Origin of the sequence: Snuella sedimenti, assembly GCF_016428595.1 — a bacterium.
GTDB classification, from domain to species: Bacteria; Bacteroidota; Bacteroidia; order Flavobacteriales; family Flavobacteriaceae; genus Snuella; species Snuella sedimenti.
This window is the reverse complement of the sequence record NZ_JAELVQ010000002.1, coordinates 403,786-416,627: the sequence shown is the minus strand read 5'-3', so window position 1 is coordinate 416,627 and position 12,842 is coordinate 403,786. Positions and strand designations below refer to the sequence as shown.

Sequence of the window (12,842 nt, the reverse complement as noted above, 5' to 3'; positions counted from 1 at the left end):
AACAACATCTAATGGATGGGACGGCACCTTTAACGGTAAACGCCTAAGCTCCGACGATTACTGGTTCAAGGTCATACTTCAAGACGGTAGAACCTTTATGGGGCATTTTAGTTTGAAACGCTAAGCTATATTTTACGTAATTTTGCTACATGCGTTTTAAAATTGAATCAGAATTTAGCCCTACAGGGGATCAGCCCCAAGCGATCAAACAGTTAGTTGATGGCATTAATACCAATGAAAAATACCAAACACTACTTGGTGTAACTGGATCGGGTAAAACATTTACAGTTGCAAATGTCATTCAAGAAGTACAACGTCCTACTTTAGTACTAGCACATAACAAAACATTGGCAGCTCAATTATATTCAGAATTTAAACAGTTTTTTCCAAATAATGCTGTTGAATATTTTGTTTCCTACTATGATTATTACCAACCCGAAGCCTATATCCCCGTTTCTGGCGTCTATATTGAGAAAGACTTATCCATTAACGAAGAAATAGAAAAAATGCGTTTAAGCACGACCTCTTCATTGCTTTCAGGGCGAAGGGACGTCTTAGTTGTTGCTTCTGTTTCCTGTTTATATGGTATTGGTAACCCTGTAGAGTTTCAAAAAAATGTTATCACCTTAAAACGGGATCAGGTTATTTCAAGAACAAAATTGCTACATCAATTAGTACAGAGCCTTTATTCACGTACCGAAGGAGAATTTAATCGCGGAAATTTCAGAATAAAAGGAGATACCGTCGATATTTTTCCTAGCTATGCTGATGACGCCTTTAGAATTCATTTCTTTGGGGACGAGATTGAAGATATTGAAGCTTTTAATATACAATCCAACCAAGTCGTGGAAAAGTATGATCGTCTAAATATTTATCCAGCAAATATGTTTGTGACCTCTCCCGAAGTATTGCAAAACGCTATCAAAGATATTCAAGATGATCTGGTAAAACAACATGATTACTTTAAGGAAATAGGTAAGCATCTAGAAGCAAAACGCTTAAAAGAACGCACCGAATTCGATTTAGAGATGATACGGGAATTAGGCTATTGCTCTGGTATTGAAAATTATTCCAGATATTTGGATGGTCGGCAGCCGGGCACACGTCCCTTTTGCCTTCTAGATTATTTTCCAGACGACTACCTAATGGTCGTAGATGAAAGTCACGTAACTATTTCACAAGTACACGCCATGTACGGCGGCGACAGAAGCCGTAAAGAAAATTTAGTTGAATACGGTTTTAGACTGCCTGCGGCAATGGATAACCGTCCTTTAAAATTTGAAGAATTTGAAGCACTTCAAAATCAAGTTATTTATGTTAGTGCGACACCAGCCGATTATGAATTACAAAAAACAGATGGGATATATGTTGAACAAGTTATTAGACCAACAGGACTTTTAGATCCGGAAATTGAAGTACGACCTAGCTTAAATCAAATAGACGATCTTATAGAAGAAATTCAATTGCGTGTTGAAAAAGATGAGCGTACCCTAGTTACCACACTAACCAAACGTATGGCCGAGGAATTAACAAAATACCTCGATCGCATTCAAATCCGGTGTCGCTATATCCACAGTGACGTTGACACATTAGAACGCGTCGAAATCATGCAGGACTTGCGTAAGGGGCTGTTTGACGTGTTGGTTGGTGTAAATTTATTACGTGAAGGCTTAGATTTACCCGAAGTATCTTTAGTGGCCATTTTAGATGCTGACAAAGAAGGCTTTTTACGATCGGCACGTTCCTTAACGCAAACAGTTGGGCGTGCTGCTAGAAACCTAAACGGAAAAGCCATTATGTATGCCGACACCATAACTAAGAGCATGCAAAAGACCATTGACGAAACCGAATACAGGCGTATAAAACAAATTGATTACAATGCAAAAAACAACATCGTTCCTAAAGCCTTAAACAAAAGTTTGGACAATGCACTCACAAAAAATTCGGTGAGCACCTATAGCTATGAATTAGAAGCCCTAAGAGCTGCAGAACCGGAAAGTGATTATTTGAGTAAACCTGAATTGGAGAAAAAAATCAGGGAGAAGCGTAAAATGATGGAGGAAGCGGCCAAAGCCTTAGACTTTATGGTAGCAGCCAAATTAAGGGATGAGATCAAGAATTACCAAACAAAATTAGAAAAGCTAAAAGTTTAAACTTTTAGCTTTTCCAATTTTTAAAAACAAACACTATAATTAAACTTAGCAGAATTTATTATTAATTATACTGCGTTTTAAAAATATCAATCAACACATCTGGTGGTACTATCTTATTTGGAAAACTTTCCATTAAGTATAACACCTTAGTAATAGACTCATGACTTAACCCCATTCGCAAACCAAAATTGTATAACTTAATAACACCTGAAGAACTACTTTCGCTGTCTATATTCAACAATAATACCAATCGGTGAAACTGTACAATACGCTCACTATGTGATTTTAAATGCGTATAGGTTACGGGGTGTTCTATTAAATAATCAAAATCAGAACGACTAATTTCCAACTGTTTTGCTACTCCCAACAAAAAATTGTATTCAACATTATTTATGTCCTTATCATATTTAGCAAATGCTATCATTTCTGATAGAAGACTTAATTTTTCTACCCTATTAATCATCATTAGGAAGGATTAATTAATTATACTATAAAGATACGCATAACTGTACTTTATTAATCGTATATATATTGTCTCTTATCGAAAACCAACCCGTATTTTATCGTATATTTTATTGACTTTATCTCATTAAGAAGAAAAAAAAATCGATATTTAGACAAAACAAGCATAATATTGCTCGCTAATCCCCAATAAAAACAATTATTTAATATGTTGATTTTCAATTAATTAAAAAACACAAATTAATTGTAAACCAATGCTAATTTGAAAATACTTTTAAGTTAATTTTGCAAAAACTATAAAAACGCTAGCAAAAGCGTATTTTATTAATTATTTATGCAAAAAATAATATATTGTTCCCTTAAATTAAGCTTATGACCAATAATGATATTTTAAAGAAACTTCGAGTGGCCTTAAAGCTACGTGATGACGATATAATAAAAATTTTAGCCCTTGTAGACTTTAGAGTTTCTAAAAGCGAATTGGGCGCTTTTTTTAGACGAGAAGATCATCCAAAATATGTAGAATGTGGTGATCAAATTTTACGTAATTTCTTAAATGGTTTAGTTATTCACCTTCGGGGGCCAATGCCACCCAAAGGAGAAAAAAAAGCCCCTAAATAAATTAATTATTTAAGAGCTAGGTTGTACGTTGTTATTTAATGCGCTATTTATGTGCTTCTAACTTAACGGGTATAACATACCGTTTCCCTTGTTTTATTCCTTTTGTTTTTATTTTACTATAATTCAAGTTTGACTTGATGAATGCTTCCAATGCAAATGAATCGGAATCTACAGTTAAAACGACTATCTCGTTTTTTAAGTTTATTGTAAAATAAACTTTGGCTAACACATCTTCTTCAACTACCAAGCTTGATCGGCCCAAAAGGCTTTGTATTTCATTGGATATGCTCTCCGACTTTGGTTTTTCCTTTTTAGGATCGGTATGAGCAAAACCCATATTTGCACATACTAAAATTGCCAGTACTGATACTAATTTAATTGTTTTCATAGTTTTTGTTTTTATTGTTGTTTTAATAATTCCTATTAAATTTCAATTCAAAACTATACAATAAAAAAGAGTAGTGCATTACACTACTCTTAACAAAACTATATCTTATAATTAAGAAAAATTACAACATGTTAAGCTTAAGCTAACACCTGTTGTACTTTATCTGCTGCTTCTTGAAATTCGGTGGCACTCAAGACATCCAATCCAGAATTATCTATTAACTCTTTGGCGATATCGGCATTGGTACCTTGTAAACGTACAATAATAGGAACGTTAATATTCCCCATATTCTTGTAAGCATCGATAACCCCTTGTGCTACGCGGTCACAACGTACAATCCCACCAAAAATATTGATTAAAATAGCCTTAACAGCGGGATCTTTTAAAATGATTTTAAAAGCTGCTTCTACACGTGCTGCATCAGCTGTTCCTCCTACATCCAAGAAGTTTGCTGGCTCACCTCCAGCTTGCTTTATTAAATCCATAGTTGCCATTGCTAATCCTGCACCGTTAACCATACACCCAACATTTCCGTCAAGATCTACATAATTTAAGCCTTTCTCTCCCGCTTCTACTTCAATAGCACTTTCTTCTCGAATATCTCTTAGCTCCAAATAATCTTTATGTCTGTAAAGTGCATTATCATCAATAGTCACCTTAGCATCAACAGCCATTATTTTATCATCACTCGTTTTTAAAACCGGATTGATCTCAAATAAGGAGGCATCCGATTTCACATACGCTGTATAAAGACTGGTAACAAACTTTGTCATTTCTTTAAAAGCCGTACCCGATAACCCAAGATTAAAAGCAACACGTCTAGCTTGAAACGGCATAATCCCAACAGCTGGATCAATTTCTTCAGTAAATATTAAATGGGGGGTTTCTTCAGCAACCGTTTCAATATCCATACCACCTTCGGTAGAATACATAATCATATTGCGTCCAGTTGCTCTATTTAAAAGTACAGACACATAAAACTCACTCGTCTCACTATCTCCTGGATAATAAACATCCTCAGCAACCAAAACCTGATGTACTTTTTTACCTGTTGCAGATGTTTGTGGTGTGATTAAGTTCATTCCTATTATTTGACCTGCAATATCCTCAACTTCTTGAAGGTTCTTAGCAAGCTTAACACCGCCGCCTTTTCCACGTCCACCAGCATGAATCTGAGCTTTAATAACATGCCAACCAGTTCCTGTTTCTTCTGTCAATTGTTTAGCAGCTGCTACTGCTTCCTGTACATTTTGAGCAACAATACCACGTTGGATACGTACTCCAAAACTACTTAATATTTCTTTACCTTGATATTCGTGTAAATTCATAATTTGCTTAATCGTTTAAGAAAGGCAAATGTAAATAATAGCCATTAATTACACTAATATTTTATATAAGAATCCGTATCTGACACTTTTGTAAAAAATTCAATTGTTATATATTTAACAAAATGTTTAATTTGTATAAATTTTGTTTATTTATTTTTTATTAAAGCTAAAGAAATATCTTTGCACAAAAATAGAACATATGACTAATGATCAATTGCTTAAGATAGCACAAGATTATGGAAGCCCTGTTTATGTGTATGATGCCGAGAAAATAGCTGCTCAATACAAACGGCTAACCAATGCTTTTAAAGGTGTTAACACCTTAAAAATCAATTATGCAGTAAAGGCTTTGTCTAATATATCTATATTAAAATTCCTTAATACATTGGGATCTGGTATAGATACTGTTTCTATTCAAGAGATCAATCTTGGATTGGCTGCCGGATTTTTACCTGAACAGATCATTTTTACACCCAATGGTGTATCGTTGGACGAAATTGAAACGGCTGCTAAATTAGGTGTTCAAATAAATATTGACAACCTATCCATATTAGAACAATTTGGAACGAAGCACCCTGACATTCCAGTATGTATTAGGATTAATCCGCACATTATGGCCGGGGGTAACAGTAAAATTTCTGTAGGACATATCGACTCTAAGTTTGGTATTTCCATCCATCAAATTCCGCATTTGTTACGAATTATAGAAAACACAAAAATGACTATTAATGGTATACACATGCATACAGGCAGTGATATCTTGGACATTGATGTATTTTTATATGCTAGTGAAATTCTATTTGAAACAGCAAGGTCATTTAAAAATCTTGAATTTATCGATTTTGGCTCCGGTTTTAAAGTGCCTTATAAGGCGGGAGATATAGAAACCAATATTGAAGAGCTAGGAAAAAAATTAACTGCAAAGTTCAATGCCTTTTGTAAGGAATACGGAAAAGACTTAACACTAGCCTTCGAACCTGGTAAGTTTTTAGTTAGTGAAGCAGGCAGCTTCTTAACACAGGTGAATGCAGTAAAACAAACAACCTCAACCGTATTTGCACAGGTCGATTCTGGATTTAACCATTTAATAAGGCCTATGTTCTATGGCTCGCATCACGATATAATAAACATTTCCAACCCCAAAGGAAAAGAGCGTTTCTATACCGTTGTAGGCTATATATGCGAAACGGATACTTTTGGTAATAACCGCCGCATTAATGAAATAACAGAGGGTGATGTTTTATGCTTTAAAAATGCTGGTGCATACTGTTTTTCAATGGCCAGCAATTATAACTCCAGATTTCGCCCTGCAGAAGTATTATGGTATAATGGCGCTGCTCATTTAATAAGAAAAAGGGAAACCTTCGATGATATTATAAAAAATCAAATAGAAGTTGATTTCAGTAATTCGAAAAAAGAAGCTGTTTTATCCAAATAGCCTATTGTATTAAATCTTAGTTAAAAGAAGTGATTTAAACTTTTACAAATTGGCTAAAAAATTGCCAGTTTGCACCCATATTTTGTCTTTTTATCTGGTCACAAACCCATAAATTTTCGCTTCAATCAAAAAAGTTTAAAGCACTTCAAAAAGTTCAGCATGTATTTGCTGGACTTTTTTGTATAAAATAATGCCTTTTAACTTTTAAAATATTATTTGCTTAACTGTCAGTTTTTTTCTAAATTCACAAACCTAATCCCTAAATCTTGTTTTAAAATTGTAATACTACCAAAAGACAAGATATGACATATATAACTTCTGGATTACCCAGTCAATCAAATACACTTAACAGAAGTTTTTATTCTCAGACCATATACCACTCTAACTGCATTCCTTATTATTGAACTAGTTTCAAATAAACAATAAGACTATTGACCTTTTACTATATACTAACCAAAATAACCAACATGCAACTAAAACAATCTTTACTTATTGCTGCTGCACTAAGTATAATTAGTATAACCTCTTGGGAACTCTATTGGCGTTCACAAGGCTATTATCCTACACTTAATGACGAAAAAGCACTTTGGGCCATAACAAGATCAAAAGTTGAAGATGCCACAAAAGAAGATGTTATTATCCTAGGATCATCGAGAGCCTACTTTGACATTCAGATTAATGAATGGGAAAAATTAACTGGAAAACAGCCCCTCCAATTGGCTTCAACAGGTTCGTCCCCATTACCAACCTTTCACGACATTGTAAATAATACAAGCTTTAATGGCACTGTTATAATAGGAGTAACACCAGGGTTGTTCTTTTCTACTACCTATCCTGAAGCCTCTCCATGGAAAAGACCACAATCCAAAGTAGATTTTTATAAAAACAGAACCTATGCACAACGCCTAAACTATCAATTGTCTGTTCCCTTACAAAAAAAACTTGTCTTAATGTCTGCCGATGAAGAAGAGTGGTCGGATGATATCGACCTAAAATCATTACTAAAAGGGATACAGATTGGACAAAGAAGCACTGACCCCATAATGCCTCCTTTTTATAATTTTGGAGATGTATCCATCCCTAGAAATATTAAAATGATGGAACGCACTGTTACAGATACAGCGTTTGCCAATAGTATTATTAAAGTGTGGCATTTTTTTGGAAAAGGATCGCCTCCTCCTGATAAAAAATCAACTATGTCGTTTTTCATGAAAGATTTAAAACGCTTTAAAGAAAAAAATGGTACCGTTGTGTTAGTTAGATGCCCTTCAAGTGGCGGGGTAAGAATGGGGGAAAATATGGGCTTACCCAAAACCGATTTCTGGGATGAACTGGTAAGTCAAGCAAATGTTAAAGCCTATCACTATGAAGATCTTGAACAATTTAAACATTTAAAATGTCCTGAAGAGTCCCATTTATCTGCTAAAGATGCTCAATATTTCACTAGCGAGCTAGCTAAAATCATGCTTAACGAAGGTATTGTCTCTAATTCTAAATCCAATTAAGTATGTTATTCAATTCATTAAGTTTTTTACTTTTTTTAATCTTAGTATTAATTCTCTATTACACGAGGTTGTTTAGCTGGACGAATAAAAAGCGTATGCTTTTATTGGCTAGTTATGTCTTTTATGGCATGTGGAACCCTCCCTTAGTGATCTTACTTTGGATTTCAACGCTTGTCGACTGGACAGCTGGAAAAAAATTGGCAATAGAAGATAATGAACGTAAAAGAAAAGCTTGGCTCATTTTAAGTATGGTAGTTAATCTGGGGTTTCTGGCTTTCTTTAAATATCGCGATTTTCTATTGGATAATTTCACAACAGTTGTTAATTCATATGGTTATGGTTATCAATCGAAACCTATGGATATTATTTTACCCATGGGAATTTCGTTCTACACGTTTCAAACCATGTCTTACACTATAGATATGTACAAAAGACAAACAGAACGCGCCAAAACGTTTCTAGACTTTGCACTATATGTAACCTTTTTTCCGCAATTAGTTGCCGGGCCTATAGTAAGGGCTAAAGATTTAATATCTCAATTTTATGAAGAAAAAAAAGCCACCGCCAACCAGTTTATTTGGGGAGTGTTTCTTTTAACAATTGGTTTATTTCAAAAAATAGTACTGGCTGACACTTTGTTATCGGGAACAGCAGATACTGTTTTTGGTTCAGATAAACTATTGCATGGTTTGGATGCATGGATAGGCACCATAGCTTTTTCGGGGCAAATATTTTTTGATTTTGCAGGTTATTCAACCTGCGCTATTGGTATTGCACTTATGCTTGGTATTATTTTGCCCGACAATTTTAGGTATCCTTATGCTTCTCTAGGGTTTTCGGATCTTTGGAGTAGATGGCATATATCACTATCTTCTTGGTTAAAAGATTATTTATATATACCGCTTGGGGGTAATCGTCATGGTATCATAAGAATGTATGTAGCGTTAATGGTTACCATGCTGCTAGGAGGCTTATGGCACGGTGCTGCCTGGACTTTTATTGTTTGGGGTGGCTTACATGGTATTTATTTAATATTGGAAAAACTTCAAAAACGCTATGTGCCATTTAAAATAACGGCATGGAATGGAATCCTCTTAGCATTTTTGACGTTTAGTTGCGTAAACATTACTTGGGTGTTTTTTAGATCTCGGAAGTTTGACACAGCTTGGAACATGATCAAATCCATGTTTTATGCACAAACCGAAGGAGCAAAAATTCTGGATACTTTTACTATTGTAAAAGTGAGTGTTTTAATAGCCATCCTATTTTTATGCCATTGGGTTATGAGAGATACAAGCATGAAAGACGTTTCGTTAAAAACAAAACCCTGGGTATTAGGCGCTTTTTGGGGTATCATGGTTTTTCTTATTGTGATTGCCCAAGGTAGCGGTGAACAATTTATTTATTTTCAATTTTAATCTTGACTTAAAGGAATTTTAGAAATCAAGTAATCTCTTTAAATCTATATAAACCAACAAAACATTAAATCTTAGCCATTGAACTCATCTTGACTTTTTTGATTGAAGTGAAAATTAGCTATTTTGAGCTTGATGGAAGGCATTTTTAAGTTGCATAGCAGGGCTACGGAATGAGAAAATGACGAAAAGCAGGCTCAAAAGAGCAATTTTTTAACCAATTGGAAAAAGTCAAGATGAGTTCATTGAGTGAAATATTGCTTTTAGTCATTACAAACCACTTTAATGTCTATTTATATTTTTATAAATTAGCAATATCCTAATTACTTTAAATGTCAATTACCTCGTTTATAAAATCTTCAATCCCCTTTATAATGCTATTAACAATAGCTAACACTTTTTCTCAAGAAGAGGAAAAAAAAGGTTACAAAGAAGAACAACTAACGCACACCAATGCAGACAACAGATACGCTAGTTATAACAAAAGTGGTAAAAAAATTGTTTTTGAATCGAATCGTGACGGTCGCTGGCAAATTTATACAATGGACATTAAGGGAAACCATCAAAAGCCCTTGTTTAAAAGTAGTTTTAATGATAGACGACCAACATGGCATCCATACAAAGACATTGTAATATTCGAATCTAACAGAAATGGGGTTACTGAAATTTACACCTACAACCTGGAAACAAATTCAATAAAAAAAGTTCCAATTGCCCTAGATGGAAATAAATCATTTGCCAGATTTGCCCCTAACGGTGTACAGGTAATTTTTAGTTATCAAACCAAAAGTGACATCGTGGATATTTATATGTGTTCGAATAAGGGTAAACGATTAAAAAAGATAATAGCAAACAAGCATGTCAATTTATATCCACATTTTTCGCCAAGAGGTGACAATGTTATCTATTATTCAAATAAAAATACACAGGGAGAAAGTAACATTATCTATTCCTATAATATTATTACCGAAGATAGAAATAGACTGACTTACTTTAAAGATCATAGTGAGTTCCCCAATTGGTCCAACATTCATGGGCGTAGGGTAACCTACTCCGCTAAAGTTGATGATATGCAGCATTCTGAAATATTTATTATGCGCAATGATGCTAAACGCAAAATCCAAATCACTTATAATGATGTTGAGGATATTCTCCCTACCTGGTCGCCAAATGATGTTAACCTATTGATAACCGGCTATAGAAACGGACATTACCAAATCTGTAGAATTTTATTAAAAAAACCTCTAGATCCAAACAACAGGGTATTGGATTATAAATAGTGCCTCTTACTCTCTTAATTTACCTGTAAAAACGTTTGCTTTCGAGTTAAATGGATTTCCAGAAGCACGCCTCAATAAAACGACTTGTCCACAGTGCCAAACAGCATCCTCAATAGGTCCATTTATGCCATTCCAAAACGGAAACTCACGCTTCCCAAACTTTATTGTATATACAGAAATGTCCTGAGAAGTCCTAAAAATATCTGCAGCTTCCTTAAAGTTTTCCAATGTTTTTTTGCGCTTTTGTTCAAAAGTCATTTTGGCATCATCATTCTTAACATTAACCTTTTGCAATGCCGCATTTAGGATTACATTGCTTAAATCGTAAATATGGTCTATAGTTTCTGCTGTTGTCCGTCCCGAATCACTTGGTTTATAAGCTAAATCTTCATCTCGTAACCCTTCAGTAGCCCAATAATATCTATAGCCCAAGCCATCAACAACCCTTGCAGCAACAGTACCTGCAGTATAAGTTTCGGGATACTCTGGGATTTCATAATACGGTAACACTTCTTTTGACATGTCTTGTGCTATTAATTGATTAAAAAAAAGTATTGAGAGGACAAAAAATACTAGCTGTTTCACAGGTTTAAGTTTTAGTAATTATAAAATTATTTCTTTAATTCGTTTTCGTTTGAAATAGGATTAACACCATATTTATCAAATAAATACACTAAAGCCGTCATAGTAGCCGCGCCTAGTTCCAATTCCCGTTTATTAACAGCATCAAACGTATCATTGCTTGCATGATGGTGGTCAAAATAACGTTGCGAATCGGGGCGTAAGCCTGCTAATACGTTTGTACTTGTTTTTAGAGGACCTACATCGGCCCCACTACCAGCCTTTTCAAAATAGTGTATCAAATAAGGTTTAAACAAATGCTTCCAACTCAATACCTGATTAAAACTTACATCATTACAATCGAATGCAAACCCGCGTGGCGTAAATCCCCCTGCATCACTTTCCAAAGCAAATATGTGGTTTTCTCCTTTCTGCTTAGCCTCCTGGGCATATTTTGTAGCACCTCTTAGTCCATTTTCTTCATTCATAAATAAAACCACTCGAATATTTCTTTTAGGCTTTATTCCAGATTTTTTAAGCAATCTTAAAACATCCATAGATTGTACAACACCTGCACCATCATCGTGAGATCCATCTCCCAAGTCCCACGAATCCAAATGACCACCAACAAGTATATACTCATTTGGGTACTCGCTGCCGGTAATCTCTCCAATAACATTATACGATTGCACATCTTTTAACTGCTTGCAGCTTTGTTTAAAATACAATTGTGTCCCTTTATCCAACTTTAACATGGTACTCAATAACTCAGCATCATTGGTACTAATGGCTGCAGACGGAATACGCTGTTCCACTGGCAAATTATTGTATGTCATACTCCCAGTATGCGGATAATCATCCAACCTTAAATTCATGGAACGTACAATAACGCCTATAGCACCATATTTTGCAGCTTCTACAGCACCACTATAGCGTTGGTTAACACACCCTCCATAGGCCTCATACGTTATTATTAAATCGGCCTGCATTGGTCGGTTAAAAAATACGATCTTACCTTCTATATTTTCCTTACCTAGCGCTTCTAATGCTTCAAAGCTATGCACTTCTACTACATTCGCTTTAATTCCTAATGCTGGTGTCGCTATAGATCCTCCCAGAGCACATATATTTACTGTCGTGGTTTTTCCAGCCGCAGACTCTATATAAGCATGCTCTTTAATACCCCTAATCCATTTGGGTACCATAACAGGTTGCAACCAGACTTTATCCAAACCTAATTTATCAAGTTCTTCTTTTGTCCACTCTACTGCCTTTTGCGCATTTATAGAGCCTGACAAACGCCCTCCAATCTGGTTTGATAAATAGCGTAACCACTCGTAGCTTTGACCGTTAGTTAAAGAAGTCTTATATATTGTTTTTATCACCTCCTCATCTGTTTGGGCTTTAACAAGCACAAAACATAGCATACAAAACAAAAAAGTAACCGTTCTTAATAAGCGCATATTTTTTTTGAGCTAAAGATAGTATTTATTGTAGGCTCGAAATCAAAAAGAAATCTTAAAATTAAACACTATTAACAAAGTAAACTACCTCGGTGCAAGCATACGAGGCATTATAGGAAATTATTTTTTGAATTCGAGGCAACCCTCGAAGCATTTAAATCTCGATTATCAAATAAAGTAAGAGACTGTTTAAAATTCGTTTTTGAAATTTGTTATAGGTCATTTTTT

Annotated in this window: 12 protein-coding genes; 7 read left to right on the top strand and 5 right to left on the bottom strand. The window is 34.8% G+C overall.

Annotated elements, in window-relative coordinates; all coding sequences use genetic code 11:
• Both JF259_RS17675 and uvrB read left to right on the top strand, forming a co-directional pair.
• A partial coding sequence (locus JF259_RS17675) for a T9SS type B sorting domain-containing protein (RefSeq protein ID WP_199113410.1) occupies window positions 1-124 on the top strand: 124 nt, incomplete at its 5' end.
• 25 nt (window positions 125-149) lie between these two features.
• Window positions 150-2,153 carry an excinuclease ABC subunit UvrB gene (uvrB, locus tag JF259_RS03555; protein ID WP_199113408.1) on the top strand — a complete coding sequence of 668 codons (2,004 nt, stop codon included), beginning with the start codon at window positions 150-152 and terminating at the stop codon, window positions 2,151-2,153.
• A 61-nt stretch (window positions 2,154-2,214) separates the two neighbouring features.
• Here uvrB and JF259_RS03550 read toward each other — a convergent pair whose 3' ends face one another.
• The gene (locus JF259_RS03550) at window positions 2,215-2,616 is read right to left on the bottom strand and encodes a TerB family tellurite resistance protein (protein ID WP_199113438.1); all 402 of its coding nucleotides are present in this window, start codon (window positions 2,614-2,616) and stop codon (window positions 2,215-2,217) included.
• A gap of 371 nt (window positions 2,617-2,987) precedes the next feature.
• Here JF259_RS03550 and JF259_RS03545 point away from each other — a divergent pair, with 371 nt between their 5' ends.
• Window positions 2,988-3,236: a DUF1456 family protein gene (locus JF259_RS03545; protein WP_199113406.1), complete on the top strand. Its 249-nt coding sequence runs from the start codon at window positions 2,988-2,990 to the stop codon at window positions 3,234-3,236.
• A gap of 43 nt (window positions 3,237-3,279) precedes the next feature.
• On the opposite strand, the gene JF259_RS03540 is transcribed toward JF259_RS03545, so the two are convergent.
• Both JF259_RS03540 and sucC read right to left on the bottom strand, forming a co-directional pair.
• Window positions 3,280-3,624 (bottom strand): hypothetical protein, encoded by a 345-nt coding sequence (locus JF259_RS03540; protein ID WP_199113404.1) that lies wholly within the window; start codon window positions 3,622-3,624, stop codon window positions 3,280-3,282.
• A 137-nt stretch (window positions 3,625-3,761) separates the two neighbouring features.
• Window positions 3,762-4,952 (bottom strand): ADP-forming succinate--CoA ligase subunit beta, encoded by a 1,191-nt coding sequence (gene sucC / locus JF259_RS03535; protein ID WP_199113402.1) that lies wholly within the window; start codon window positions 4,950-4,952, stop codon window positions 3,762-3,764.
• Between the two features lie 199 nt (window positions 4,953-5,151).
• Here sucC and lysA point away from each other — a divergent pair, with 199 nt between their 5' ends.
• From lysA to JF259_RS03515, 4 genes are all read left to right on the top strand, one after another.
• Entirely contained in the window at window positions 5,152-6,390 is a 1,239-nt protein-coding gene (gene lysA / locus JF259_RS03530) for a diaminopimelate decarboxylase (RefSeq protein ID WP_199113400.1), read from the top strand.
• Window positions 6,391-6,857: 467 nt separating this feature from the next.
• On the top strand, window positions 6,858-7,895 hold the full coding sequence (locus tag JF259_RS03525; RefSeq protein WP_199113398.1) for a hypothetical protein: 1,038 nt from the start codon (window positions 6,858-6,860) through the stop codon (window positions 7,893-7,895).
• Window positions 7,896-7,990: 95 nt separating this feature from the next.
• Window positions 7,991-9,313 carry an MBOAT family O-acyltransferase gene (locus JF259_RS03520; protein WP_233164073.1) on the top strand — a complete coding sequence of 441 codons (1,323 nt, stop codon included), beginning with the start codon at window positions 7,991-7,993 and terminating at the stop codon, window positions 9,311-9,313.
• Between the two features lie 371 nt (window positions 9,314-9,684).
• The gene (locus JF259_RS03515; protein WP_199113394.1) at window positions 9,685-10,590 is read left to right on the top strand and encodes a PD40 domain-containing protein; all 906 of its coding nucleotides are present in this window, start codon (window positions 9,685-9,687) and stop codon (window positions 10,588-10,590) included.
• Between the two features lie 6 nt (window positions 10,591-10,596).
• Here the strand turns inward: JF259_RS03515 and JF259_RS03510 are convergent, their stop codons facing one another.
• Both JF259_RS03510 and JF259_RS03505 read right to left on the bottom strand, forming a co-directional pair.
• Window positions 10,597-11,175 (bottom strand): hypothetical protein, encoded by a 579-nt coding sequence (locus JF259_RS03510; RefSeq protein WP_317192059.1) that lies wholly within the window; start codon window positions 11,173-11,175, stop codon window positions 10,597-10,599.
• Window positions 11,176-11,201: 26 nt separating this feature from the next.
• Window positions 11,202-12,614 (bottom strand): M20/M25/M40 family metallo-hydrolase, encoded by a 1,413-nt coding sequence (locus tag JF259_RS03505; RefSeq protein WP_199113392.1) that lies wholly within the window; start codon window positions 12,612-12,614, stop codon window positions 11,202-11,204.
• Between the last annotated feature and the right edge of the window lie 228 nt (window positions 12,615-12,842).

Coding starts and splice junctions, on each gene's coding strand:
- uvrB (WP_199113408.1), top strand. CDS start 150: ATGCGTTTTAAAATTGAATCAGAATTTAGCCCTACAGGGGATCAGCCC.
- JF259_RS03550 (WP_199113438.1), bottom strand. CDS start 2,616: ATGATTAATAGGGTAGAAAAATTAAGTCTTCTATCAGAAATGATAGCA.
- JF259_RS03545 (WP_199113406.1), top strand. CDS start 2,988: ATGACCAATAATGATATTTTAAAGAAACTTCGAGTGGCCTTAAAGCTA.
- JF259_RS03540 (WP_199113404.1), bottom strand. CDS start 3,624: ATGAAAACAATTAAATTAGTATCAGTACTGGCAATTTTAGTATGTGCA.
- sucC (WP_199113402.1), bottom strand. CDS start 4,952: ATGAATTTACACGAATATCAAGGTAAAGAAATATTAAGTAGTTTTGGA.
- lysA (WP_199113400.1), top strand. CDS start 5,152: ATGACTAATGATCAATTGCTTAAGATAGCACAAGATTATGGAAGCCCT.
- JF259_RS03525 (WP_199113398.1), top strand. CDS start 6,858: ATGCAACTAAAACAATCTTTACTTATTGCTGCTGCACTAAGTATAATT.
- JF259_RS03520 (WP_233164073.1), top strand. CDS start 7,991: ATGCTTTTATTGGCTAGTTATGTCTTTTATGGCATGTGGAACCCTCCC.
- JF259_RS03515 (WP_199113394.1), top strand. CDS start 9,685: ATGCTATTAACAATAGCTAACACTTTTTCTCAAGAAGAGGAAAAAAAA.
- JF259_RS03505 (WP_199113392.1), bottom strand. CDS start 12,614: ATGCGCTTATTAAGAACGGTTACTTTTTTGTTTTGTATGCTATGTTTT.